General features: G+C 68.3%; 23 protein-coding genes. 15 read left to right on the top strand and 8 right to left on the bottom strand.

Annotation, left to right across the window (positions count from 1 at the left end; genetic code table 11):
- Positions 1–260 precede the first annotated feature (260 nt).
- Genes V5F63_RS03095 through V5F63_RS03085 form a run of 3 tightly spaced genes read left to right on the top strand, consistent with a single transcriptional unit; the run spans position 261 to position 3,317 of the window.
- Positions 261–1,766, top strand: a complete 1,506-nt coding sequence (locus V5F63_RS03095; RefSeq protein WP_394101556.1) for a sensor histidine kinase — start codon at positions 261–263, stop codon at positions 1,764–1,766.
- The gene (locus tag V5F63_RS03090; protein ID WP_209487657.1) at positions 1,759–2,196 is read left to right on the top strand and encodes a response regulator; all 438 of its coding nucleotides are present in this window, start codon (positions 1,759–1,761) and stop codon (positions 2,194–2,196) included. The genes V5F63_RS03095 and V5F63_RS03090 overlap by 8 nt, the downstream gene beginning before the upstream one ends.
- Positions 2,197–2,207: 11 nt before the next feature.
- Entirely contained in the window at positions 2,208–3,317 is a 1,110-nt protein-coding gene (locus V5F63_RS03085) for a histidine kinase dimerization/phosphoacceptor domain -containing protein (protein WP_394101555.1), read from the top strand.
- Positions 3,318–3,543: 226 nt separating this feature from the next.
- On the opposite strand, the gene V5F63_RS03080 is transcribed toward V5F63_RS03085, so the two are convergent.
- The 3 genes from V5F63_RS03080 to V5F63_RS03070 form a co-directional block, all read right to left on the bottom strand.
- Positions 3,544–3,897: a (2Fe-2S) ferredoxin domain-containing protein gene (locus tag V5F63_RS03080; RefSeq protein WP_209487655.1), complete on the bottom strand. Its 354-nt coding sequence runs from the start codon at positions 3,895–3,897 to the stop codon at positions 3,544–3,546.
- Between the two features lie 206 nt (positions 3,898–4,103).
- On the bottom strand, positions 4,104–5,126 hold the full coding sequence (locus V5F63_RS03075) for a sulfate ABC transporter substrate-binding protein (protein ID WP_209487654.1): 1,023 nt from the start codon (positions 5,124–5,126) through the stop codon (positions 4,104–4,106).
- A gap of 176 nt (positions 5,127–5,302) precedes the next feature.
- A complete protein-coding gene (locus V5F63_RS03070; RefSeq protein WP_394101554.1) occupies positions 5,303–6,289 on the bottom strand; it encodes an aldo/keto reductase in 987 nt (328 codons plus the stop codon).
- Positions 6,290–6,379: 90 nt separating this feature from the next.
- Between V5F63_RS03070 and V5F63_RS03065 the strand changes: the two genes are divergently transcribed.
- The 5 genes from V5F63_RS03065 (at position 6,380) to V5F63_RS03045 (ending at position 11,546) form a co-directional block, all read left to right on the top strand.
- Positions 6,380–7,027 carry a TetR/AcrR family transcriptional regulator gene (locus tag V5F63_RS03065; RefSeq protein ID WP_394029504.1) on the top strand — a complete coding sequence of 216 codons (648 nt, stop codon included), beginning with the start codon at positions 6,380–6,382 and terminating at the stop codon, positions 7,025–7,027.
- 114 nt (positions 7,028–7,141) lie between these two features.
- Complete coding sequence (ndk, locus tag V5F63_RS03060) at positions 7,142–7,564, top strand: nucleoside-diphosphate kinase (protein WP_209487651.1); 423 nt, start codon at positions 7,142–7,144, stop codon at positions 7,562–7,564.
- A 180-nt stretch (positions 7,565–7,744) separates the two neighbouring features.
- Complete coding sequence (locus V5F63_RS03055) at positions 7,745–8,449, top strand: TerC family protein (RefSeq protein WP_209487650.1); 705 nt, start codon at positions 7,745–7,747, stop codon at positions 8,447–8,449.
- A 165-nt stretch (positions 8,450–8,614) separates the two neighbouring features.
- A complete protein-coding gene (locus tag V5F63_RS03050; protein WP_209487649.1) occupies positions 8,615–9,358 on the top strand; it encodes a TerC family protein in 744 nt (247 codons plus the stop codon).
- 67 nt (positions 9,359–9,425) lie between these two features.
- Positions 9,426–11,546 (top strand): molybdopterin-containing oxidoreductase family protein, encoded by a 2,121-nt coding sequence (locus V5F63_RS03045; protein ID WP_394101553.1) that lies wholly within the window; start codon positions 9,426–9,428, stop codon positions 11,544–11,546.
- Positions 11,547–11,609: 63 nt separating this feature from the next.
- Here the strand turns inward: V5F63_RS03045 and purN are convergent, their stop codons facing one another.
- The 3 genes from purN to V5F63_RS03030 are packed head-to-tail and all read right to left on the bottom strand — an operon-like array spanning position 11,610 to position 14,310.
- Positions 11,610–12,269 carry a phosphoribosylglycinamide formyltransferase gene (gene purN / locus V5F63_RS03040; RefSeq protein ID WP_209487647.1) on the bottom strand — a complete coding sequence of 220 codons (660 nt, stop codon included), beginning with the start codon at positions 12,267–12,269 and terminating at the stop codon, positions 11,610–11,612.
- Complete coding sequence (gene purM, locus V5F63_RS03035) at positions 12,266–13,339, bottom strand: phosphoribosylformylglycinamidine cyclo-ligase (RefSeq protein ID WP_394101552.1); 1,074 nt, start codon at positions 13,337–13,339, stop codon at positions 12,266–12,268. Before purM ends, purN begins: the two co-directional genes overlap by 4 nt.
- 41 nt (positions 13,340–13,380) lie before the next feature.
- Complete coding sequence (locus V5F63_RS03030) at positions 13,381–14,310, bottom strand: hydrogen peroxide-inducible genes activator (protein WP_394029508.1); 930 nt, start codon at positions 14,308–14,310, stop codon at positions 13,381–13,383.
- 123 nt (positions 14,311–14,433) lie between these two features.
- On the opposite strand from V5F63_RS03030, the gene V5F63_RS03025 reads away from it, so the two are divergent.
- The gene (locus tag V5F63_RS03025) at positions 14,434–15,939 is read left to right on the top strand and encodes a catalase (protein WP_394101551.1); all 1,506 of its coding nucleotides are present in this window, start codon (positions 14,434–14,436) and stop codon (positions 15,937–15,939) included.
- 101 nt (positions 15,940–16,040) lie between these two features.
- Here V5F63_RS03025 and aqpZ read toward each other — a convergent pair whose 3' ends face one another.
- On the bottom strand, positions 16,041–16,730 hold the full coding sequence (gene aqpZ / locus V5F63_RS03020; RefSeq protein WP_209487643.1) for an aquaporin Z: 690 nt from the start codon (positions 16,728–16,730) through the stop codon (positions 16,041–16,043).
- A 399-nt stretch (positions 16,731–17,129) separates the two neighbouring features.
- Between aqpZ and V5F63_RS03015 the strand changes: the two genes are divergently transcribed.
- Positions 17,130–17,405 (top strand): hypothetical protein, encoded by a 276-nt coding sequence (locus V5F63_RS03015; protein ID WP_209487642.1) that lies wholly within the window; start codon positions 17,130–17,132, stop codon positions 17,403–17,405.
- Positions 17,406–17,541: 136 nt separating this feature from the next.
- Positions 17,542–20,058, top strand: coding sequence for a carbohydrate-binding family V/XII (locus V5F63_RS03010; RefSeq protein ID WP_394101550.1), 2,517 nt, complete (start codon positions 17,542–17,544; stop codon positions 20,056–20,058).
- A 66-nt stretch (positions 20,059–20,124) separates the two neighbouring features.
- Here V5F63_RS03010 and mdoH read toward each other — a convergent pair whose 3' ends face one another.
- Positions 20,125–21,975, bottom strand: a complete 1,851-nt coding sequence (gene mdoH / locus V5F63_RS03005) for a glucans biosynthesis glucosyltransferase MdoH (protein WP_394101549.1) — start codon at positions 21,973–21,975, stop codon at positions 20,125–20,127.
- Positions 21,976–22,040: 65 nt separating this feature from the next.
- Between mdoH and V5F63_RS03000 the strand changes: the two genes are divergently transcribed.
- The 4 genes from V5F63_RS03000 to V5F63_RS02985 are packed head-to-tail and all read left to right on the top strand — an operon-like array spanning position 22,041 to position 25,410.
- Positions 22,041–23,051: a zinc-dependent alcohol dehydrogenase gene (locus tag V5F63_RS03000; protein WP_394101548.1), complete on the top strand. Its 1,011-nt coding sequence runs from the start codon at positions 22,041–22,043 to the stop codon at positions 23,049–23,051.
- Positions 23,052–23,081: 30 nt separating this feature from the next.
- A complete protein-coding gene (locus V5F63_RS02995) occupies positions 23,082–23,492 on the top strand; it encodes a 6-pyruvoyl trahydropterin synthase family protein (RefSeq protein WP_209487638.1) in 411 nt (136 codons plus the stop codon).
- Entirely contained in the window at positions 23,489–24,547 is a 1,059-nt protein-coding gene (locus tag V5F63_RS02990; RefSeq protein ID WP_394101547.1) for a glycosyltransferase family 4 protein, read from the top strand. The genes V5F63_RS02995 and V5F63_RS02990 overlap by 4 nt, the downstream gene beginning before the upstream one ends.
- On the top strand, positions 24,544–25,410 hold the full coding sequence (locus V5F63_RS02985) for an SAM-dependent methyltransferase (RefSeq protein ID WP_394101546.1): 867 nt from the start codon (positions 24,544–24,546) through the stop codon (positions 25,408–25,410). Before V5F63_RS02990 ends, V5F63_RS02985 begins: the two co-directional genes overlap by 4 nt.
- Position 25,411: the final 1 nt, after the last annotated feature.

The raw sequence follows: 25,411 nt of genomic DNA, 5'->3' as shown, positions 1-25,411 counted from the left end.
TCAAGCCGCATCCAAGCGCGAAGGCGTGGAACCTTCAAGCGAGTCCGCACTTATCACCCCTGGAGTTGGCGCGCATTGACCCAAAAGAGGTTTCAATTTACCGCGCGGCCGGAGAGGCGGGACGAAATGGGAAAATGGGCGGTTCGCCCCCTCGGCGAGGCGGCCTCCGCGAGCGGGACAAAACCTGCCCGCGCGGCCACGTGCGGCCGGCTGACGTCTTTGCGCGCGTGCCCGTGTCCCAAGCCGGATCTTTCCCTGTCATGACACAGCCCGCGCCACGCGCCTGGCGGCATCAGTTCGCCACGCCCGGCCCGACGCTTCTCCTTCTGCTCGGCTTTGCGATCCTCGTCGCCATCAGCGCGTCTTCGATAACCCTCATCCACCGCGCGCGGTCGGATGCGGAGAGCGTCGCGCACACGCTTCAGGTGATGAACGCCGTATCCCAATTGCAGGTTCTCATCCGTCGCAGCGAAAGTTCGGAGCGCGGCTTTCTCATCACCGGTCGCGAGGGGTTCGCCCGCTTCTTTGAGCAGTCCAAGGCGCAGACCGGACCCACTCTTGAGCAGATCGCCGCCCTCACCGCCGACAATCCGGAACAGCAGCAGCGGGTGGCGGAAGCCCGCGACCTGATCGCCGAACGCCTCGCCTCCTATGAGCGATCCATGGCGCTGCGGACGGCGGGCGACCTGGACGGCGCCTTCGCGGACCTTCGCGCCGACCGCACCGAGGGCGCCATGACGCGCCTCGGTACGCTTCTCGTCGAGATGAAGCAGGTGGAGAACAAGCTGCTGGAGGAGCGCACCGGCGCCTCCCGCGACAGCACGGTCTGGCTCACCGTGGTCAGCCTCTCGGGCCTCGCCGTGGTGCTGGCCCTCGGCGCCCTCGCGCTGACGCTCAATCGCCGTCAGATCAACGCGCTGCAGGCGGCTCATGGTGAACTTGAGGCCGCCAACCAGGACCTCGAGAAGCGCGTCGCCGAGCGCACCGCCGATCTCAAGGAAGCCAACGACGAAATCCAGAGCTTCGCTTACATCGTCAGTCATGATCTGCGCTCGCCCCTGGTCAACATCATGGGCTTCACCAGCGAGATCGAGGCCATGCGCGGCGACCTGTTCGATCGTCTCGCGCAATTGAGAGCCCAGGCGGGGGACGCACCGGAGAGCGATGCGCAGCTCGCCGCCGATTTCGAGGAGGCGCTCGGCTTCATCAAGACGTCCATCAACCGCATGGACCGGCTCATTCACGCCATTCTCGCCTTGTCGCGCGAAGGCCGGAAGGAGTTCATGCCCGTGGACGTGGACATGGGCCAGCTTTTCGCCAGCCTGCGTGACAGCATGACCCACCAGCTTCACGAGGCGGGCGGAGAGATCGCCATCAAGCGCCTGCCGGTGATCCAATCCGACCGGCTGGCGCTGGAGCAGATCTTCACCAACCTCCTCGATAACGCCTTCAAATACCGCCGGGACGACGTGCCGCTGCGCGTGGAAGTGAGCGCCGTGGACACCCCCGGCTTCGTGACCTTCGTGATCGCGGACAACGGCCGGGGCATCGATCCCAAGGATCGCGGCCGGGTGTTCGAGCTGTTCCGCCGCTCGGGCCGGCAGGACCGCCCCGGCGAAGGCATCGGCCTTGCCCATGTGCGTGCGCTGGTGCGCCGCATGGGCGGACTCATCTCTCTCGATTCCAAGCTGGGTGAAGGCTCCACCTTCAAGGTGACGGTACCGCGCCGCCTGCCCACGGAGACCGGAATGAAAGACCATGGTTGAACACGTCACCATCATCATGATCGAGGACGACGAGGGTCACGCCCGACTCATCGAGAAGAACATCCGGCGCGCGGGCGTGAGCAACGAGATCATGGCCTTCAGGGACGGCACCAGCGCCGTCAATTTCCTGTTCGGCGCCGACGGCAGCGGCCGGGAAAGCAGCGGGCGCGCGCTTCTCGTGCTGCTCGATCTCAACCTGCCCGACATGACCGGCGTCGATATCCTCGCCCGTATCAAGCAGAACGAGCATCTCAAGCGCTCGCCCGTGGTGGTGCTCACCACCACCGACGACAAAGTGGAGATCCAGCGCTGCTATGATCTCGGCGCCAACGTGTATGTGACCAAGCCGGTCAATTACGAGAATTTCGCCAACGCGATCCGGCAGCTGGGCCTGTTCTTTTCCGTCATCCAGGTGCCGGAGACCGACTGATGGACTGCGCCGTGTCCGACCCCCTGGCATCCCAACCGGACGCGGCATCCGCCCCGCCCCTGCCGCTGCGCGTGCTCTATGTGGACGACGACCCCGCCCTCGGGCGGCTGGTGCAGCGCCAGCTTGGCCGCCTCGGCTTCGAGGTGGTCCCCGCCTTCTCCGGCGAGGACGGGCTGGCCCGCCTCGGCACCGAGCGGTTCGACGTGGTGGCGCTCGACCATTACATGCCGGGACAGGACGGCATGGTCACGCTGCGCGCCATCCGGGCGCTCGAAAACCCCCCGCCGGTGGTCTACGTCACCGGCGCGCAGGATGGCCGCCTCGCGGTGGCCGCCCTCAAGGCGGGTGCGGCCGATTATGTGGTGAAGGAGGTCCAGGCCGACTTCATCGAGCTGCTGCGGGCCGCCTTCGTCGCGGCGGTGGAGCAGGTGCGCATGCGCCGCGCCCACGAGGCGGCGGAAGCCGAGATCCGCGCCGCCCGGGACCGGTTCGAGGCGCTGGCCGCCGAGCGGGCGCTGCTGCTGCGCGAGATGAACCATCGCGTCGGCAATTCGCTGCAGATCATCGTGTCGCTGCTCAACGTGCAGGCCGGCGCCACCGATGAGCCGCGGGTCAAGGAAGCGCTGAATTCGGCCCGCAACCGGGTGTCCGCGGTGGCGCAGGTTCATCGCCGCCTCTACACCTCCGACCAGATCGCCACCGTTGCGCTCGACCAGTATATCGGCTCGCTGCTGGACGACTTGCAGGTGTCTGCGCACCGCGAGCACGGCGGCATCACCCTCGCCTATGATGCCGATCCCATCCACATCGACCCCGATCGCGGCGTTGCGCTGGGCATCATCGCCACCGAACTCGTCATCAACGCCATGAAATACGCCTATCCCGATGGCGAAGGGCCGGTGCGGGTGAAGCTGCGACGGGTGGGCGACAGGCTCGACTTCACCGTGGAGGATGACGGCGCCGGCATCTCTTCGGAAAAGCCTGCGAACTCGACCGGCCTCGGCAACCGCATCGTCAGGGCCATGTCGATGAAGCTCGGCTGCGAGCCGATCTTCGACCCGCGCGAGCGCGGCACCTGCGTGCGCCTCACCTTCCGCCTCGCCGATCCCGGCAAGGCGTGAGGCGCTGGTCCTGACACCACCTTCCACCTGATCGCGCGGCCTTCAAGCGCCGCGGGATTTGGTGTTGACTCTGCCTCCGGCGTTAAGGCGCCGTCATCCCCCGGCTCGTCCGGGGGATCCACTTCTGCGCCTGCCCGGATCGCCGGAGAATTGTCCCAGCCCGACCGTGGATCGCCCGCACGTGGCGGGCGATGACAGACCGAAGGAATCGCCGCTCGGGCTCGGATCAGATGCGCGGAACGATGATCAGGCGCTCCACCGGCTTACCGCCGAGCAGATGCGAGGACACGATCTCGTCGATGTCCTCGGGGGTCTTCGGCGTGTACCAGATGCCCTGCGGATAGACGACCATGATCGGCCCCGCCTGGCAGAAGCTCAGGCAACCGGAGGAGGTCATCGCGATATCGCGGCGGCCGGAGGCCTCCAGCTTCTTGCCGAGACGCTCCCAGAGGGGCTGCGCGCCGTTGGCGCCGCAGGAACCGCGCGGGTGCATGGGCGGCCGCTGGGTGAAGCAGCAGAAGACGTGATGGGTGTAGACCTGCGGAATGTCGAGGACTTCGGCTTCGGCGGCTTCGGACATGACGGCTCGCGGCTCGGTGGCGTTCCTTCGAGCCATTCAAAATGCATGCCGACCTATTCCAAACTTAGAAAAGTCTCGTTTAGCCATCAGCTTAGAACACACAAAAGCGCCGACGCCCCCGAGGGACGCCGGCGCCTTATCGGTGGACTGGCGGGAATGCGACACGAGCGCGGATGGCTCGCGCCCCTCTCACGCCGCCAGAGGGATCATTTGCCCGCGAACAGGCTGTCGAGCTTGCCGCCGGAGGCGAAGTGTGTGGCCTGCACCTTCTCCCAGCCGCCGAACACGTCCTCGACCTTCACGAGGCGGATGGGCGGGAACTGGTCCTTGAACTCGGCGACCACCTTCGGGTCCACCACCCGGTGGAAGGCTTTCGCTGCAAGCGTCTGCCCAGCGGGGGAATACAGGAACTCGAGATAGGCCGTGGCCGAGGCGCGAGAGCCGCGCTTGTCGACCACCTTGTCCACCACCGCCACCGGGAACTCGGCCAAAAGGCTTACGGGCGGCACGACGGTGAGCAGCTTCCTGTCGGGATAGAGCCCCTCGATGGTGCGCGTCTCGGCCTCGAAGGTCACGAGCACGTCGCCGGTATCCCGCTCGACGAAGGTGGTGGTGGCGGCCCGGCCGCCGGTATCGAACACGGGGACGTTGGAGAGCAGCTTCTTCACGAAGGCATCGGCCTTGGCGGCGTCGCCCTTGTTCTGCTCCAGCGCGAACGCATAGGCCGCGAGGTAGGTGTAGCGCGCGTTGCCCGAGGTCTTGGGGTTCGGGAAGATGACCTTCACATCATCGCGGACGAGATCTGACCAGTCCTTGATGTTCTTCGGGTTGCCCGCGCGCACGAGGAAGGCCGGGAAGGAATAATAAGGCGAGGCGGAATTGGGGAACTTCTTCGCCCAGTCCTTCGCCACATAGCCGGCCCTGGCAAGAGTATCCACGTCGATCACCTGGTTGAAGGTGACCACATCCGCCTCCAGCCCCTCGATGACCGCGCGGGCCTGACGGGACGAGCCGGCGTGGCTCTGGTTCACCGTCAGCTCCTGGCCGGTCTTCGACTTCCAGAAGGGGATGAACTCCGCGTTGATGGCCGTGAACAGCTCGCGGGAGATGTCGTAGGAGACGTTCAGGAGCGTGTTCGGCCCCTGCTGGGCCAGGGACGGCGCGGCGCCGAACGGAGCCACGGCCGCGCCGGCGAGCGCGGTGGCGAGGAGGGCGCGGCGGGTGATCATGGAACTGGCTCCCGAATTTACATTTCACATATGGTGAAATATGATTTTTACATGCACCGTGTCTAGCATGTGAAATCGGGGCTGTGAACCTGCGCAGGAGCGATACGCCTTAGAAAGTGACGTTCGGGAAGAGCGCGGCCCGCGACAGCGCCGCGGGCCGCAGGATCGACCGGCGATCAGAGGTTCAGCATCGCCATGGCCGCCGCCGGATAGCGCGTTCCCGCGATCGCATCCGGCGCGAACAGCGCGTCCAGTGCGGCGATCTCGTCCGGCGAGAGGCGAATGCGGGTCGCCGCCACATTCTCCTCCAGATACTTCTGCCGCCGGGTGCCCGGAATGGGGACGATGTTGTCGTCCTTGCCGAGGATCCAGGCGAGGGCGATCTGGGCGCTGGTCACGCCCTTGCCCGCCGCGAAGTCCTTGAGCGCTTCCACCAGCGCGAGGTTCGTCTTGAGCGCCTCGCCGCTGAAGCGGGGGTTGCTCCGCCGGAAGTCATCGTCCGCCAGCGCGTCAGGGCTGCTCACCGCGCCGGTGAGGAAGGAGCGGCCGAGCGGGGAATAGGCGACGAAGGCGACGCCCAGTTCGCGACAGGCCGCCAGCATCTCCTCTTCCGGCTCGCGGCTCCAAAGGGAGTATTCGATCTGCACGGCTGTGATGGGATGCACCGCATGGGCCTTGCGGAGCGTCGCCACCGAGCATTCGGACAGGCCGAGGAAGCGCACCTTGCCGGCCTCCACCAGCCCCTTCATGGCGCCCACCGTCTCATCGATGGGCGTGTTGGGGTCGACGCGGTGCTGGTAATAAAGGTCGATGGTGTCGATGCCGAGCCGTTCGAGGCTGGCATCGCAGGCGGAGCGCACATAGTCCGGCGTGCCGGAAACACCGAGGCGCTCGCCGTTGGGGCCGCGCACATTTCCGAACTTGGTGGCGAGGACGACGCTGTCACGCCGCCCCTTCAGGAAGCGGCCGAGCAGGCGCTCGTTGTGGCCGACGCCGTACATGTCGGCGGTGTCGAAGAAATTTATGCCGAGGTCGAGAGCGGCTGCTAGGGTCGCGAGCGACTGTTCGTCGTCGCTCGGACCATAGAATTCGGACATGCCCATGCAGCCGAGACCGATGGCGGACACGGACAGGCCCGAACGACCGAGGGAGCGTTGGTCCATGGGGGACCTCATATGAAGGGGAGTGTAGGGATGCACAGCCAAGCGGATCCGCGCTGGCCATGAATGTAAACTACACCGTATAGTGTACTTATGTCAAGTGACATCCCCTCCCCGCCCCGCGCCGCCGGAGCCGCTCCGGCCGACGGCCGCCCCCCACGCGACCGCCGCACCACCGTGCCGCGCATCCGCGGAGCCGCGCGCCGTTTGTTTCTGGAGCGGGGCTACGAGGGCACCTCCATGGATGCCGTGGCGGCGGCGGCGCCCGTCTCCAAGCGCACGCTCTACCAGCACTTTCCGGGCAAGGCGGACCTGTTCGCGGCGGTGATCGACGACGCCTGGTCCCATTTCACCCGCGCGCCCATCCTGCCCGGCGACACAGGCGGCGACCCCCGAGCCGTTCTGCGCGCCTATGTCGGGCGCCTGACCGAGCATTGGGAACGGCCGGACGTTGTGCCATTGCTGCGGCTGGTCATTGCCGAGGCTCCCCGCTTTCCGGAATTGTCCCAGGCCTATTTCGCCGTTGGGAAGGAGCCGGCGCTGAAGGGGCTCGGGGCCTACTTCGCGGCGCTCGCCGCCGAGGGCCGCCTCGCCACGCCGGACCCGCAGCTCGCGGCGGCGCAATTCCTTGGCGCCATCAAGGAGCCGCTGTTCTGGCCGCGGGTGCTTGGCGTGCCGGTGGCCTTCGATGCCTCCGCCGCCGTGGAGCGGGCCATCGACGGGGTGCTGAAGGACCGGTGAAGGCAGGGCATTTCGCCCCTTCCCTTGCCCCTTGGGCGCCCCCCTGCTAAGAGCCGCGCCATCCGCGGGATGCTCGCGGCATTCCTCTTCCATGAACAGACAGGACGGTCCCCCATGGCGATCGAGCGCACCTTCTCGATCATCAAGCCCGACGCCACGCGTCGGAACCTCACCGGCGCCATCAATGCCGTCATCGAGAACGCGGGCCTCAAGATCGTGGCCCAGAAGCGCATCCGCATGACGCGCGAGGAGGCCGAGACCTTCTACGCCGTGCACAAGGAGCGCCCCTTCTTCGGCGAGCTCGTGGCCTTCATGATCTCCGGCCCCGTTGTGGTGCAGGTGCTCGAAGGCGAGAACGCGGTTGCCAAGTACCGCGAAGTGATGGGCGCCACCAACCCGGCGAACGCCGCCGAGGGCACCATCCGCAAGCTGTTCGCCGAGTCCATCGAGGCCAATTCGGCCCACGGCTCCGACAGCACCGACAATGCCAAGGTGGAGATCGCCCAGTTCTTCTCCGGCAATGAAATCGTCGGCTGAGCTGGTATTCGATTAGGATTCCGCGGCGCGCGATCGAATTGGTGCGCCGCGGCATCCGGTTTTTGTTGAGCCCGCCCCACGGGCAGAATACCGTAGCGTCAAAATCCAAAATACGGCGCACCAGACGCAGAATACAATCTCGCGGTGACGCCGACGCTCTTTTGGCCCGGGGTAGGGAACATGGCGCTCGATTCACCAGTGCTCTGGCTGGCGCTGCTTCAGATCATTTGGATCAACGTCCTCTTGTCAGGCGACAATGCGGTGGTCATTGCGCTCGCCTGCCGCTCGCTGCCGCAGAAGGTGCGCCGCACGGGCATCGTCCTCGGTGCCGGCGTGGCGGTGGGACTGCGCATCATCTTCACCGGCATCGTCGCGACGCTGCTGGCGCTGCCCTGGCTGAAGCTCGTGGGCTCGCTCGCGCTCATGTGGATCGCGGTGGACCTCGCCGGCCCCGAAGAGGCGGGCGAAGAGGCCATCCAGTCCAGCGACAACCTCTGGAAGGCCGTGGGCACGGTGGCCGTGGCGGACATCGTCATGAGCCTCGACAATGTGGTGGCCGTGGCCGCCATCGCCGACGGCGACTGGTTCCTGCTGATATTCGGCCTGGCCATTTCCATTCCCCTCATCATCGCCGGCTCCTCGCTGGTGATGGCGCTCATCAATCGCTTCCCGCTGCTGGTCTGGGCCGGGGCGGCGCTGCTGGGCTGGGTGGCGGGCGACATGCTGCTGGGCGATGTCGCCATCATCGAGCGGCTGGGCGAGGCAACCACCCACCACCTTCACCGCATCGTCTCGGCCGCCGGCGCCGTCCTCGTGGTGGCTGTGGCCCTTGGCCTGCGCTGGTACAAGGGTCGGCGCGCGCCCCACAACGACCTGCCGGCCTGAATTGATTTTGAGGGAAAGGGGTCGCACGAGGCCCCTTTTTTCTGTCTCCGGTTTGCCGTAACGGAAGTTCTATCGCGTCATTTATGCGACGCGACATCATAGCATCCGTGCCCGCCGAACCGCCCCGAACGATAGCCTTACCGCCTGCACCCAATGGAGTGGACGATGGATTTCACCGCGCCGACCTTCTGGGTCGCCCTTCTGCAGATCATCTGGATCGACCTGCTGCTGTCCGGCGACAATGCGGTGGTCATCGCGCTCGCCTGCCGCTCGCTGCCGCAGAAGCAGCGCAAGTGGGGCATCCTGCTCGGCGCCGGCGCGGCGGTCGGCCTGCGCATCCTGTTCGCGCTGGCGGTCTCCTACCTTCTCGGCGTGCCGTTCCTGAAGGTGGTCGGCGGCCTGCTCCTGTTCTGGATCGCCATCAAGCTGGTCACCGACAACGGCGGGGATTCCCACGAGGTCGCCGCATCGGACAGCCTGTGGAAGGCCGTGCGCACCATCGCCATCGCCGATGCGGTCATGAGCCTCGACAATGTGGTGGCCATCGCCGCCGCGGCGCGCGGGCACTGGGAATTGTTCGTGTTCGGCCTGCTGCTCACCATCCCGCTCATCATCTTCGGCTCGCAGCTGCTGCTGTCGCTGCTCACCCGCTTCCCCATCCTGATCTGGTTCGGCGCGGCGCTGCTCGGCTGGATCGCCGGTGAGATGCTGGTGGGCGACGTGATGGCGCTCAGCTACCTGCAGCAGATCAATCCGGCGCTGGTGAAGGTGGCCGAGGACGGACTGCACCCGGCGGCCCTGCCCCACTATGTGGCAAGCACCATCGGCGCGCTCTTCGTGCTGGGGCTCGGCTACATCCTGCGCAACCGCAGTCGCGACCGCGCCACCGAGGCCGGGCACGGCGCCTGAGCCTTCCCTAGATAAGGTCTGAAAAGGGGGCGACGCCGCGCGTCGCCCCCTTTATTGTCTCTCGGCCATGAACGTCCATGCCCCGAACGCCTCGCACGCCGCCCACAGCCCGGTTGCGACCCACCCGTCCGTCTGTCCTCATGACTGCCCGTCCGTCTGCGCCCTGAAGGTGGACGTGATGGCGGACGGCCGCATCGGCCGCGTGCATGGCTCGAAGGACCAGCCCTATACCGCCGGCGTCATCTGCGCGAAGGTCGCCCGCTATGCCGAGCGGGCGAACCACCCGGACCGCCTCACCCATCCCCTGCTGCGCACCGGCCCCAAGGGGTCCGGCCAGTTCACTCGCATTTCGTGGGATGAGGCGCTGGACCGCGTGGCCGAGGGCCTCCTGAAGGCCGAGCGGGCGCATGGGGCAGAGTCCGTCTGGCCCTATTATTACGCTGGCACCATGGGCCTCGTGATGCGTGATGGCATCAACCGGCTGACCCATGTGAAGCGCTATTCGCGCTTCTTCTCCTCCATTTGCGTCAATCCCGCCTGGAGCGGCTACATGGCGGGCGCCGGCCGCATCTCCGGCGTGGACCCGCGCGAGATGGCCTCGTCCGGCCTCATTACCCTGTGGGGCACCAATGCGGTGTCCACGCAGGTCAATGTGATGACCCACGCCATCCATGCGCGGAAGAAGCACGGCGCGAAGATCGCGGTGGTGGATGTCTATCGCACGCCCACCATGGAGCAGGCGGACATCCCCCTGCTCATCCGCCCCGGCACGGACGGGGCGCTGGCCTGCGCGGTCATGCATGTGCTGTTCCGCGACGGCCTCGCCGATCGCACCTATATGGACACCTACGCCCGCGACGCCGCCGCGCTGGAAGCCCACCTTGCCGCCCGCTCGCCGGAATGGGCTTCGGCCATTTCCGGCCTGCCGGTCGCCGAGATCGAAGCCTACGCCCGCCTGGTGGGCACGACGCCCGCCTCCTACTTCCGCATCGGCTACGGCTTCTCCCGCAGCCGCAACGGCGCCCTGAACATGCATGCGGTGGCCTCCATCCCGGTGGTGGCCGGCAGTTGGCAGCATGAGGGCGGCGGCGCGCTGCATTCCATGTCCGGCACCTATGGCTGGCGCAAGAAGATGATCGAGGGGCTGGACCGGCTCGATCCCACCGTGCGCGCCCTCGACCAGTCCCGCATCGGCCCGATCCTGATGGGCGAGGAGGACGCGCTGGCCGGCGGCGGCAAGGTGGCGGCGCTCCTCATCCAGAACACCAATCCGGTGGCGGTGGCCCCCGAGCAGGAGAAGGTGAAGCGCGGCTTCGCGCGGGAGGACCTGTTCGTCGCGGTCCACGAGCAGTTCATGACCGACACCGCGAAAATGGCGGACATCGTGCTGCCCGCCACCATGTTCACCGAGCATGACGACCTCTATGGCGCGGGCGGGCATCCCCACATCCAGATCGGCACCAAGATCGTCGAGCCGCCGGGCGAATGCCGCACCAACCATGACGTGATCTGTGCTTTGGCATCCCGCCTCGGCGCCGAGCATCCCGGCTTCGGCATGACCGCGCGCGAACTCATCGACTGGACCCTGCGCGAAAGCGGCCGTGGCCCGGTGGAGGCGCTGGAGGAGGCCCGCTTCATGGACGTGGCGCAGGATTTCCGCGCCGCCCACTTCCTCGACGGCTTCGCCCACCGCGACAAGCGCTTCCACTTCGCGGTGGACTGGGCCAACCTCTCCTTCCCCGCGCCGGGCAAGTTCGGCCCCGTCGCCGAGATGCCGGCTTTGCCGGACCATTGGGCGGTGATCGAGGAGGCGGATGCGGAGCATCCCTTCCGCCTCGTCACCGCGCCGGCGCGCAACTTCCTCAACTCCTCCTTCACCGAGACGCCCACCTCGCAGGAGAAGGAGGGCGCGCCCTCCCTGCTGCTTCACCCGGAAGACGCGGCAACGCTGGGCGTGGCCGAGGACGATCTCGTGGCGGTGGAGAATCCGCGCGGGCGGGTGGAGCTGCGCGTCCGGCTGTTCGAGGGGCTGCGGCGCGGCGTCGTCGTCTCCGAGCAGATCCAGCCCTCCGGCGCCCACCGCGGTGGGCGCGGGATCAATACGCTGACGGGCGCCGATCCGGTGGCGCCGGTGGGTGGCGCGGCGTTTCACGACAACAAGGTGCGGGTGGTGAAGATCGGGGCGTGAGGCTCTCACGCCCGGCGACCGCATAGCGTCAGCACAAAGGAGAGCGGGCACCCCGCTCGTGAACTACACCCCCGGCGAAACCAGCGGCGGGAGGCCGCCCATGGCGCCGGTGATCTCCACCCGTTCGTCGGCGACCTTCAGGCGGCCGGCGGCCAGAAGCTCCAGTCCCTTGGGATAGATCACATGCTCCTGCGCCAGCACGCGGGCGGCGAGGACGTCCGGCGTGTCGTCGGCCTCCACGCCCACTGCGGCCTGGAGGATGATCGGGCCCTCGTCCATCTCGGCGCGGACGAAATGGACGGTGCAGCCGTGCAGGCGCACGCCGGCCTCCAGCGCCCGCTCGTGGGTGTGGAGGCCCTTGAAGCTCGGCAGCAGCGAGGGGTGGACGTTGATCATCCGGTTGCGCCAGCGCTCCACCAGCCAGGGGGTGAGGAGACGCATGAAGCCGGCGAGGCAGACGATCTCGATGCCCTCGGCCTTGAGATGTGCGTCGAGGGCCGCGTCGAAGGCGAGGCGGTCAGCATAGCCCTTGTGCGAGAGCACAAGGGTGGGCACACCATGGTCCTTGGCGAAGTCGAGGCCGGCGGCGTCCTCCCGGTTGGAGAGGACCAGCGCGATCTCGGCCGGGAAGTCCGGCGCCTCGGCCGCCTTCACCAGCGCCGCCATGTTGGAGCCGCGGCCGGAGATGAGGATCGCGGTGCGTTTCGGCGCCGCCTCGCTCACGACGCGAACCCGAAGTCGGCGGCCCCGTCATAAACCACATGGGCCGCGCCGGTGCCCGGCTCGATGACGCCGAGGCGGATAACCGTCTCGCCCGCGGCGGCGAAGGCGTCGGCCACCTCTTCCTCGCGCTCCACGGGAACCACCACGGCCATGCCGACGCCGCAGTTGAAGGCGCGCAGCATCTCTTCCGGCGCCACCGCGCCGACGGAGGCGAGCCAGCGGAAGACCGGGGGAACGATGAGGTTGGACAGGTCGATCCGGGCGATGGTGCCGGCCGGCAGCACGCGTGGCAGGTTCTCGGTGATGCCGCCGCCGGTGACGTGGGCGAGCGCCTTCACCGCCCCGGTCGCGCGGATGACGGAGAGCACGCTCTTCACATAGAGCCGGGTGGGGGTGAGGAGTGCGGTGCCGAGGTTCTGCCCCTTGTGGAAGGGCGCCTCGTCGGTCCAGGCGAGGCCGGAGCGCTCGACGATGCGGCGCACCAGCGAATAGCCGTTGGAATGCACGCCGTCCGAGGCGAGGCCGAGGATCACGTCGCCCGGCCCCACATCCTTCTTCGGCAAAAGCTCGGTGCGCTCGACGGCACCGAGGGAGAAGCCGGCGAGGTCATAGTCGCCGTCGCGGTACATGCCCGGCATCTCGGCCGTCTCGCCGCCGATGAGCGCGCAGCCGGCCGCCTTGCAGGCCCGCGCGATGCCCGCGACGATGTGCGCGCCCACCTCCGGCGCGAGGCGGCCGGTGGCGAAATAATCGAGGAACAGCAGCGGCTCGGCGCCCTGCACCACGAGATCGTTCACGCACATGGCCACGAGATCGATGCCGATGGTGTCATGGACACCCGTATCGATGGCGATCTTGAGCTTGGTGCCCACGCCGTCGGTGGTGGCGATGAGGAGGGGATCGGCAAATCCCGCCGCCTTCAGGTCGAACACGCCGCCGAAGCCGCCGATGTCCGCATCGGCGCCGGGCCGGGCGGTGGCCTTCACCAGCGGCTTGATGAGATCGACGAGCCGGTTGCCCGCATCGATGTCCACGCCCGCGTCGCGGTAGGAAAGTCCGTCCTGAGCCATAGGATCCCCGTCTTTGGGCGGGGCTTAGCCGCGAACGCGGGTCAAAGCAAGGCAGAGCGCCGGTCTTCGCCGTCTTGCACAGCCGGACGGCAGGCCCGAACCATGGCGGCGACCTGCGCCACGTCGTCCCGGAACGGCAAAGTCCGCCGCCAGACGAGGCCGATGGTGCGCGACGGCGCGGGATGGGGAAAGCGCAGCAGCCGCACGCGCGGGATGCTCCCGCCTTCGGAGGCGACGAACATCTGCGGCAGCAGCGTCACGCCCTGCCCGTTGGCGACCAGCTGGGCCAGCGTGGAGAGGCTGGAGGCGCCGAAGCGCCGCAGCTGGCGGGCATCCACCTTGCGGCAGACGTTGAGCGCCTGGTCCCGGAAGCAGTGGCCATCCTCCAGCAGCAGGAGGTCCGCGGCGAGGATGTCCTCGGCGGCGGCGGTCTCGCCCGAAAAGTCCGCCGAGCTTTCGGGAACGGCGAGGAGGAATGGGTCCTCGAACAGCGCCAGTGTCTCCAGCGCCGCATGCTCAACCGGCAGGCTGAGGATGACGAGATCGAGATCGCCATGGGCGAGATCGTTCACCAGTTGCTCGGTCTGGCTCTCCCGAAGCGCGATCTCGACGCCGGGCCAGCGGCCCGCCATCTCCGGCAGCAGGCGGGGCAGGAGATAGGGCGCGATGGAGGGGATGACGCCGAGACGCATCCGCCCTTCCAGCAGCCGCCCCCGGTCGCGGATGGTGCGCTCCATGTCGGCGAGGGCCGCGAGCACGCCCCGGGCGCGGGAGGCGGCCTCCTCCCCCACCGGCGTCAGGCGCACCCCGCTCCGCCCCCGCTCCACGAGGCGCACGCCGAGGGCCTCCTCCATCTCGCGGATCTGCATGGAGAGGGCCGGCTGGGTCACGGCGCACTCCTCCGCCGCACGGCCGAAATGGCGGTGGCGGGCAAGGGCGTCGAAGTAGCGAAGCTGACGGGTGGAGAGCACGCGATAAGTTTATCTTATCAAAAATTCAATGCAATCTGATTTGTCCTTATTCCAACTGACGGCCATGCTGCGCCCCGGTTGATCCGCAGCCGTCACGGCGCAGGTCCAAGCAGGGAGCCCTTCATGACGCGACCCACCCTCACCACCACGGCCGGCAATCCCATCGCCGACAACCAGAATTCCCTCACCGCCGGCCCGCGCGGCCCGGTGCTGATGCAGGATTACCAGCTCATCGAGAAGCTGGCGCACCAGAACCGCGAGCGCATTCCCGAGCGCGTGGTCCACGCCAAGGGCTGGGGCGCCCACGGCACCCTCACCATCACCGGCGACATCTCGAAATACACCAAGGCCAAGGCGCTCCAGCCCGGCGCGCAGACGCCCATGATCGCCCGCTTCTCCACGGTGGCCGGCGAACTCGGCGCGGCGGACGCCGAGCGCGACGTGCGCGGCTTCGCGCTGAAGTTCTACACACCCGAGGGCAACTGGGACCTCGTGGGCAACAACACGCCGGTGTTCTTCGTCCGCGACCCCTACAAGTTTCCGGACTTCATCCACACCCAGAAGCGCCACCCCAAGACCAACCTGCGCTCGCCCACCGCCATGTGGGACTTCTGGTCCCTCTCGCCGGAGAGCCTGCACCAGGTGACGATCCTGTTCTCCGACCGTGGCCTGCCCGTGGGCGTGCGCAACATGAACGGCTACGGCTCGCACACCTATTCCTTCATCAACGAGGCCGGCGAGCGCTTCTGGGTGAAGTTCCACTTCAAGACCCTGCAGGGCCACAAGCACTGGACCAATGGCGAGGCCACCGAGGTGGTCGGCCGCACCCGCGAATCCACGCAGGAGGATCTGTTCAGCGCCATCGAGCGCGGCGAATTCCCCAAGTGGAAGGTGCAGGTGCAGGTGATGCCGGAGCTGGATGCAGAGAAGACCTCCTACAATCCCTTCGACCTTACCAAGGTGTGGCCGCACGGCGAGTATCCGCCCATCGACATCGGCGTGATGGAGCTGAACCGCAATCCGGAGAATTATTTCAACGAGATCGAGCAGGCGGCCTTCTCGCCGTCCAACATCGTGCCCGGCATTTCCTTCTCGCCGGACAAGATGCTGCAGGCCCGCATCTTCTCCTACGCGGACGCCCACCGCTATCGCCTGGGCACGCATTACGAGCACCTGCCGGTGAACGCCGCCAAGTGCCCGGTGCACCACTATCACAAGGACGGCGCCATGCGGTTCTTCCCGCAGATGACCGGGAACACCGACGCCTATTACGAGCCCAATTCGTTCAACGGCGCCGCCGAGGATGCCAAGTATGCCGAGCCGCCGCTGGCGATCTCCGGCGACGCGGAGCGCTACAGCCACCGCATCGGCAATGACGACTTCTCCCAGCCGCGCGCACTGTTCGAGCTGTTCGACGCCGGCCAGCGCCAGCGGCTCTTCAGCAACCTCGCGGCCGGCATGTACGGCATTCCGCAGGAGATCGCGGACCGGCAGATCGCGCTCTTCACCAAGGTCCACCCGGAGTATGGGGCGGGCGTGAAGGCGGCGCTGGAGCACGAGACCCGCGCCAAGGCGGCGGAAACGGCGCAGCAGCAGAAGAACCCGTCCGGCCCCGTCGCCGCCGAGTGAGGCATCCCGGAGCGGGGGTTTGCCGGGAGCCCTGACCCGGCAAACGGAAAGGGGGCGCGCCTTGCCGGCGCGCCCCCTTTTTATGCATCCAGATGGGGAGCTCAGTCCTCGAGCACCTTCAGCTTGAAGAGAAGGCCAGCGAGATAGGCGCCCACCAGCGGCACCACGATGAACAGCCACAGCTGGGAGATCGCCTTGCCGCCGGCGAACAGCGCCGGACCGATGGAGCGGGCCGGGTTCACCGACACGCCGGTGACGGGGATGAAGACGATGTGGATCATCACCAGCGACAGGCCGATGGCGAGGCCAGCCGCCTGGGTGATGCCGGCCTTGGAGGTGGAGCCGAGGATCACCACGAGGAAGATGAAGGTGCCCACCAGTTCGGCGAGGATCGCCGCGCCGAGACCGTAACCGCCGATATAACCCTCGCCCCAGCCGTTCTGGCCGAGGCCGGCGGTGGCGACATCGAAGCCGGCGAGCTTGCCGGAGGCGATCATGAACAGGATGGCGGCGCCGGCGATGCCGCCGAGGATCTGCGCGATCCAGTATTTGGGCACTTCCGAGGTGGGGATGCGTCCCGCAGCCCAGACGCCGATGGTGACGGCGGGATTGATGTGGCAGCCGGACACATGGCCGATGCCGTAGGCCATGGAGGTCACGGCCAGGCCGAACGCAAAGGCGATGGCGAGCATCCCGATGGGCGCGGAGCCGTAGCCGGTGAGCACGGCCGAGCCGCAGCCGAAGAGAACAAGAACCGCGGTTCCGATGAACTCGGCGACATATTTGTTCATGCCAAGGTCTCCCCCCGCGCGCCACGGCCCGTCGCGACCGGGCACCGGCACGCATCCGTCTCAGGTTCGAGGGCCGAATTCACCGCCTGTCCGATCGCAACCGGCGGATCCGGCTCCAGCGCCCAAACGCGGCGCAGCTTCAGCCAACTCCTGCCCAAGGCGGAGATCAAGTCTGCAATCAGCAATAGGAAAAATGCTCCACCGCCTTTTTGGCGTGCGCAATCGCAATATTTTCCACCGCACTCGCGAAAAGATGAACGACGGGTAAACCCGCCTGTCGGCACGGGTTCAGCCCCGGCGTCGTACAAGGCGAAGGAAATATCCTCCATTGAGGGGACGACCCGCCGCCGTCCGGCGTTCTAAGCCGGCGACGCGACGTCCTGCTCCGAGACCTGACCCATGAAGACCTCCTCCGTGATCGCGGCTGCCGCCACCACCTTCATCGCCATCGCCGCCTGGGGCGGCGGGGATCTGGTGCGCGCCTTCCCCGGCGATGCCCCGGCCATGGCGCATGCGGATGCGCCGGCGACCAAGGCCGCCTACCAGTGGCGCGACTACTGGGACCGCGACGGTACGTCAGCCGCGACGCGCGCCTGTCCGGCGCGCAAGAGCGTCAGCCTGTCCTGGGAGGGACCGCGCCTCTCCTGGCAGCGCAACTGCGACCGGGCGGGCTGAGCGCCATTTCCGCTGCGCCATTCCATTGCGTCATGTTCAACGTGTCTTGAGCATGGCGCTGGCCTGTCACGCTGACGTTGGTCTGCGAACATGTTAGGTGTGCCCCGCCCCGGCGTTTCGGGGAGGGAGGCAGTTCATGAAGCGACTTTGGACCGGCGCCTCAGCTGCAGCGCTGGTTGCAGCGGCGATGCTGTGGCCCGCGACGGCCGACGCCCAGCAACCCCAGTCGACACCTCAGGCGCAGGCCCAGCCCGGGGCCACGCCCACCGCGCCGCCGACCTGGCCGCGCGTCTTCGATCTGCCCGACAACCAGGTGCTCCAGCTCTATCAGCCGCAGATCGACGTCTGGAACGGCGACACCATGTCCGGCCGCGCCGCCGTCGCCATCGGCGTCAAGACCGGCGCGCCCACCTACGGCATGGTGAAGTTCTCCACCCGCGTCGCCATCGACAAGCCGGCGGGCCTCGTCCATTTCGCCACCTTCACCATCGATAACGTGCAGGTGCCCACCGAGCCGGCCAAGGCGAGCGAGATCCGCTCGGCCCTGCAGACGCGCCTGCCGCCCGATGGCATGACCATCCCGCTCGACCAGCTCCAGGCGAGCTATGCGGTGAACCAGGAACTGGCCAAGGTTCAGGCCCAGCCGGTGGACAACACCCCGCCGCAAATCCTGTTCGCCACCACCACGACCGTGCTTGTTCCCGTCGCCGGCCAGCCGGTGCTGCGGCCGATCAAGGGCGTGAGCGGCTTCCAGCGGGTCATCAACACACAGCCCCTGCTGCTGAAGGATGACGCCGGCACCTATCACCTGGAGGCCGCCGGCCACTGGTATGAGACGCCGGACCTCGGCGGCACCTGGATCGTCACGCCCCAGGTCTCCGACGCCCTCGCGGCGGCGGGCAAGGCGGCCATCGCCGAGATCCCGGCCGATCCGCTGCTCAGCAACGACAAGAAGCCGATCAACCCGGCCCCGGCCATCATCGCGGTCACCAAGCCCTCCGAGCTGATCCAGACCGACGGCCAGCCGCAGATGCTCCCGGTGGCGGGCACCAACCTGCTCACCATGAACAATGCCGACCACGCGGTGTTCATGGAGACCACCTCCAATTCCTATTATGTCCTCATCTCGGGCCGCTGGTTCAAGGCGCCCGACCTGAAGGGCCCGTGGGCCTTCGTGGCCAGCAACGCGCTGCCCAAGGACTTCTCCAAGATCTCGCCGAACGATCCCAAGGCCAACGTGCTGGTCTCGGTGGCGGGCACGCCGCAGGCCAAGGAAGCGGCCATCGCCGCGACCATTCCGCAGACGGCGACGGTGAAGCGGGATGTGCAGCTCAAGGTCGCCTATGAGGGCGCGCCGAAGTTCGAGCCCATCTCCGGCACCGCCCTCGCCTATGCCGTGAACACCGCGACGCCGGTCATCCGCCTCGCGCCCGACCGCTTCTACGCGGTGAACAACGGCGCGTGGTTCGTGGCGGTCGATCCCGCCGGCCCCTGGCGCGTCGCCGACGCGGTGCCGGACGTGATCTACACCATCCCGGTGTCCTCGCCCGTCCACTATGTCACCTACGTGCGCATCTACGGCGCCACGCCGGAGGCCGTGGTGGTGGGCTATACCCCGGGCTACATGGGCGTCGTGGTCGCTCCGGGCGGCACGGTGGTCTACGGCACCGGCTACAATTGCGTGGGCTACGTGGGCTTCACGGACTGGTATTCGTGCCCCGTCACCTACGGCGTCGGCGCCGGCTTCGCGCTGGGCCTCGACACCGGGTTCGCCTTCGGCTTCGCCGCCGGCTGGGGCTGGGGCACGGCGGTGTATCCCTATTGGGGGCCGTACTGGCATCCCTATGGTCCCTATGGACCTTACGGACCGTGGGGCGGCCACTGGGGCTACACCAACCTGAACCAGACCAACCTCTATGGCCGCTGGGGCGGCGCGGCCACGGTGAACCATGCGTGGGGCACCACCTGGAACGGCACCGACTGGTCGGGCCGCGACTGGCGCGGCACCACGGCGAACGGCACCAATTTCGCCGGCCGCTCGGGCGCCGCGTTCAATCCCTATTCCGGCAATTATGCCGCCGGCCGGGAGAACGCCCGCTACAACCCCACCACCGGCGCGCGTGGCGAAAGCCGCGCCGGTGTGGAGGGCAACGCCTATACGGGCAATGCCGCCGCCGGCCGTGAATCCGCCGGCGCCAATCCCACCACGGGCACCTATCACGCCTCCCAGACCGGCGTGACGGAGAAGAACGGCAACGTGAACGTCGACAGCCGCGGCGTCGCCGGCAATGCCAAGACCGGGAACGCGGTGGCGTGGGACAATGGCCACGTGGCGGTTGACCACGACGGCAATGTCTACCAGCACAACGACAATGGCAGCTGGAGCCAGCACACCACCTCCGGCTGGCAGAACACCAGCCGCGACACATCGAGCCTCGACCGCGAGGAACAGGCCCGCTCCTATGGCAATCAGCGGGTGTCGAGCTACGGCGGCGACGGCTTCGGCGGCGACGCCTATGGCCGCGGCGACAGCTTCGGCTCCGGCGGCTTCGACCGGGGCTTCGGCGGCTTCGGCGGCGGCGACCGCTTCGGCGGTGGCGGCGGTTGGGGTGGCGGCGGTCGCGGATTTGGCGGCGGATTTGGCCGGCGCTGATCTCATCCATCGCACTTGAACGAAAGGCCGGGCGCGCGCGCCCGGCCTTTTCTTTTGCGCGCCCGTTCAGGCCGCCCGGCGGGCCTCAAAGCGCTCACCTACCAGCAGAAGCTGCACCCGGCTCGGGGCGAACTCCTCCGGCACCGCGCACAGGCCGAGACGCACGCACAATTGGCCGAGACGCGGGTCAGCGGTGGCCATGGTGAAGGGAATGGCGAGCACATAGCCCGCCAGAACCGGCGCCGCCCACAGCGCCAGCACCGGCTGCACCGCCAGGAGCGCGATGAGCACCGCGAGACCGAACAGCGTCTGCGGCCAGAAGGCCAGCGCCGCATGGGCGAAGTCCACCCCGTGGCCATCGCGCGCCTGCGCCCGCCAAATAACCCTCTTCCCCCACGACGCCCGCACCCGGCCGAGCAGCAGCCGGAGCATCTCCAGCGTCACCGCCATGGCGGTGATGGCGCTGAGCAGGAAGGAGAACACCAGCTCCACGGCGACCGACGCCGCAAAGCGCAGCGCGCCGCCATAGCGGGCGACGCCGCCCGTGGTCAGCAGGACATCCGCGACGCCAGCGAGCTTGGGCAGGAGCGCCATCGCCATCATGCCCCCATACAGCGCCAGCGCGAGGCCGACCGGATAGGCCGGCCCCGCCTCCGCCGCCGCCAGAGGCAGGAGCGCCAGCAGCGCCGGATGGGCGGGCACCGTCACGAACATCAGGATGGCCCAGACCAGCTGGAACCGGCTCATGGGCTGAAGGCTCGCCGCAAGGCCCGGCACCGTCAGCAGGCGCAGATACTGGAGATTGCCGAGGCACCAGCGCAGGTCGCGCCCGACGAAATCGGTGGCGGCCGGCGGGTTCTCTTCATAGCTCTCGCTCTCCACCGGCAGCACGCGCACCTCATAGCCGGCGCGGCGCATGAGCACCGCTTCCACCTGATCGTGCGAAAGCACGGGTCCGCCGAAGGGCGGGCCGCCGGGCAGCGCGGGCAGGTGGCAGGCGTCGCGGAAAGGGGCGACGCGGATCACCGCATTGTGCCCCCAGAACGGGCCGCAATCCCCCGCCCACCAGCTCGCACCCAAAGTGTAGCTGCGCATGCCGTGGCGCATGCCGAACTGGAAGATGCGCCCGAACGCGCTCTGGGAGGGCAGGCCCACCACGAGGCTCTGCAGGATGCCGAGGCGCGGATAGGCCATCATCAGCCGCACCATGGAGAGGATGGTATCCGCGCCCATCAGGCTGTCGGCGTCGAGCGGCAGCATGAAGTCGTAGCGCTCGCCCGCGTCGACGCAGAAGGCGCGCACGTTGCCGGCCTTGAAGCCGGCATTGTCCGTTCGGCGGCGGTAGAAGATGCGGGCAGAGCCCTCCTGCGCCCGCCACGCCGCCACCAGCGCTTCCTCGGCGGTTGCGATGTCGGGCCGCGAAGTGTCGCTGAGAACGTGGAAGTCGAAGGCGGAGCCATGGCCGGTGAGGTCGAGGTCCGCCTTCACCGCCTTGAGCCGGTTGAGCGCGCGGGCGGGGTCCTCGTTACGCACGGTCAGGAGGATGGCGGTGCGGGAGGTGATCGGGCCTTCGGGCAGCGGCGGCGCGAGGAAAGGCGCTGCCGCCTCTATGCCCCTGCGCCGGCCGTGCAGGAGGTAGAGACCCACAGCCGCATTCCAGAAGCCGATGGCATTCCACGGTGTGATGGCGAGCGCGCAGACCAGCAGGAGGCCATCCACCAGAGAGAAACCGTCATGCGCGCCCAACGCCACCATCCCGGCGAGGACGAGGGCCACCGTCGCCAAATTCGCGACCAGCATGAACAGACGGCGCCGCCGAAGCGTTGAGAGCGGCTGGATCAGCGCCGGCGTCAGCGTGGCCGAGGCGGGCGCGGGTTTTTCCGGAAGCGAGGACAGTGGACCGGACCTTGAAGACATGCATAGCTCCCTGGGTGCCGGCGGCCCGCGGCGATGAAACCCCAAGCCTATACGAGAGCCGAGACATGGCCGTTCAACCTGCGTCAACTTGCCACGGCTCCGTTTTCACCCGCGCCCTCTGGTACGTGGCGCCGGGGGCCTGCGAGCTGCGGCCGGGCGTGCTGCCGGCCATGGACGAAGGCACCGCGCAGGTCCGAACCCTCTACAGCGCGGTCAGCCGCGGCACGGAGCGTCTGGTGGCGGCGGGCCTCAACGATCCCGCCCATCGCGCGCGGATGCGCGCCCCGATGCAGGAGGGCGAATTCCCCTTTCCTGTGAAATACGGCTATTGCGCCGTCGGCGAGGTGGAAGCCGGCCCGCCCGAGCTGATCGGCCGCCGCGTCTTCTCCCTCGCGCCCCACCAGGAACGGTTCGTCGCGCTGAGCGAGATGCTGGCGCCGGTGCCGGATGCCGTGCCGGCGCGGCGCGCGACGCTCGCGGCCAACATGGAGACCGCCCTCAACGCGGTGTGGGACGGCGGCGCCGGCCCCGGCGACCGCATCGTGGTGGTGGGCGCAGGGCTCGTCGGGCTTCTGGTCGCCTATCTCTGCGCCCGGCTCCCCGGCGCCGAGGTGACGGTGGTGGACACCGATCCCGCCCGCGCCGCCGTCGCCGCGACCTTCGGCGCGAGGTTTCTCCCCGCCGAGCCGGGCCCGGCCGATCTCGATGCCGATCTTGTCTTCCACACCTCGGGCTCCTCGGCCGGCCTCAACGTCTGCCTCGCCTGCTGCGGCGACGAAGGCCGGGTGATCGAAATGAGCTGGTACGGCGACCGCCCGGTGGACGTGGCGCTTGGCGGCGGCTTCCACCACAAACGCCTCGCCATCCTCTCCTCGCAGGTGGGCGCGGTGAGCCCCGCCCGCCGCCCGCGCTGGAGCCGCCGCCGCCGCCTCCTGAAGGCGCTGGACCTCCTCGCCGACGACCGGCTGGACGCGCTCATCACGCAGGAGGTCGCCTTCGATGATCTGCCGGCCCGGATGCCGCGTATTCTCGGCGCCGGTGCGGAAGGAATCGTCACCGTCGTGCGCTACGGCTGAGGCCGGACCACCGGACAGAAAGGACATTCAATGTACGCGGTAGAGGTGCGGGACCACATCATGATCGCTCACTCCTTCCGGGGCGACCTGTTCGGCCCGGCGCAGGCGCTGCACGGGGCGACCTTCGTTGTCGATGTGGCCTTCTATCGCGAGGACCTGACCGAGGAGGGCGTGGTGGTGGACATCGCCCGCGCCCATGACGCGCTGAAGGGCGTGCTCGGCCCGCTCAACTACAAAAACCTCGACGAGGTGCCCGCGTTCGCCGGCCGCAACACCACCACCGAGGTGCTGGCCCGCCACGTGTTCGACCACATGGCCGCCGCCGCCCGCTCCGGCGAACTCGGCGCCGGGGGCGACGGCATCGTGCGCATCCGCGTGTCGCTGCACGAATCCCACGTTGCCCGCGCCTGGTACGAGGCCGACATCGGCCCCGCCGCGTGAGCGGTTCCGCGCGGCCGGCGGTGGCGCTGGTCCATCCCGGCGACATTAATACGCCCAGCGGCGGCTATGCCTATGACCGCCGCATCCTCGCCGGCCTGAAGGCGCAGGGCTTCGCGGCGACGGCTCTCTCGCTGAAGGGCGGCTTCCCCTGTCCCTCGCAGGGCGAGATTGAGGCGGCGCTGGCCGCCCTCGCCGCGACGCCGGCCGGAACCGTGCTGCTGGCCGATGGCCTCGCCCTCGGCGCCTTGCCGGAGGAGGGATTGCGGCGGATCGGCCGGCCTTTGGTCGGGCTGGTGCACCACCCCCTCGCGCTGGAAACCGGCCTTGCCGAAGACGTGGCCGCCCGCCTGCTGGAGAGCGAGGCAGGCGCGCTCGCGGCCGCATCCGCCGTCATCGCCGTCAGTCCCGAAACGCGGCGGATGCTGGTGGAGCGCTACGCCGTGCCACCGCAGAAGGTCACCCTTGCGCTGCCCGGCACCGCCCCGGCCGACCGCGTGCCGGCGGACGGCGATCCGCCGCGCCTCATCGCGGTGGGATCGCTGACGCCCCGCAAGGGCTATGGCGTGCTGCTCGACGCCCTCGACCAGCTCGCCGATCTCGACTGGACGCTGACCATCGTCGGCAGCCCGGAGTTCGAGCCTGAGACGGCGCGGGAGATCGCCGCGCGCGCGGCCGGCTTCGGCTCCCGCATCCACCTCGCGGGCACGCTCGATGCGGCGGCTCTGGATGCGGCCTATGCTGGCGCCGACATCTTCGTCCATCCCTCCTTTTATGAGGGCTACGGCATGGTGCTGGCCGAGGCGCTGCGGCGCGGCCTGCCGGTCATCTGCACAACCGGCGGCGCGGCGGGCGAGACGGTTCCGGACGGGGCCGGCCTCAAGGTGCCGCCCGGCGATGCGGATGCCCTCGCCAGCGCGCTCCGTGCCCTTCTCACCGATCCCGCGCGGCGGCAGAAAATCGCCGATGCCGCCTTTGCCGCCGGAACTGCCTTGCCCGACTGGTCCGATACCGCAGCTGTCATCGGCCGGGTGCTGATGGAGGTCGCCCACCGATGACCGAGCTTGCGCCCCTCCCCGCCGCCACCTTCTCCGCCGACTGGCTCGCCCTGCGCGAGGTCGCCGACCATTCCGCCCGCTCGGCGGCGATCGAGGCGAAGCTGGCCGACCGGCTGTCGTCCCTCACCGAGCAGCGCATCGTCGATCTCGGCGCCGGCTCCGGCTCCAATCTGCGGGCGCTCGCGCCGAAGCTCGGTCCGCGCCAGCACTGGGTGCTGGTGGATCACGACGACGCATTGGCCGAGGCCGCCCGCGCCGCCTTCCGCGCCTTTGCGGACGGCTGGCGGGAGAACGGCGAAACGCTGGTGCTCGATCTCTCGGGCAAGGAGGTGACGGTGGAATTCGCCCTGCGCGACATCGCCGCCGATCCGGCCGCGCCGCTCGCCTTCCGGCCCCATCTCGTGACGGCCTCGGCCTTCTACGACCTCGTTTCGGCGGACTGGTGCCGCCGCTTCGCGGCAGCCTTCACTGGCAGCGGCGCGGTGCTCCATGCGGCGCTGACCTGCGACGGAAAGGACGTGTGGTCTCCGCCGCATCCGGCGGACGACGCCATCGCGGACGCGTTCCGCATCCATCAGGGCACAGACAAGGGCTTCGGCCCCGCCGCCGGGGCGGAGGCCGGCGCGATCCTGGGCGCGGCGTTGGCGTCCGCCGGCTACGCCGTCGAGACGGCGGACAGTCCCTGGCGGCTCGATGCCGGAGACCGGCAGCTGATCGCCGAGCTCGCCAAGGGGACCGCGCAGGCGGCGGTGGACAGTGGCCGCGTGCCGGCCGAGGTCGCCGCCGAATGGCATCGGGCACGGGCGATGGCGCAGGGATGCGTCATCGGCCATGTGGACCTGCTGGCGCTGCCGCGCGGCTGAA

Origin of the sequence: Xanthobacter wiegelii (assembly GCF_043193855.2) — a bacterium.
Classification (GTDB): Bacteria; Pseudomonadota; Alphaproteobacteria; order Rhizobiales; family Xanthobacteraceae; genus Xanthobacter; species Xanthobacter flavus_A.
The sequence above is the reverse complement of the archived record's forward strand: the minus strand, read 5'-3'. Positions and strand labels throughout refer to the sequence as shown.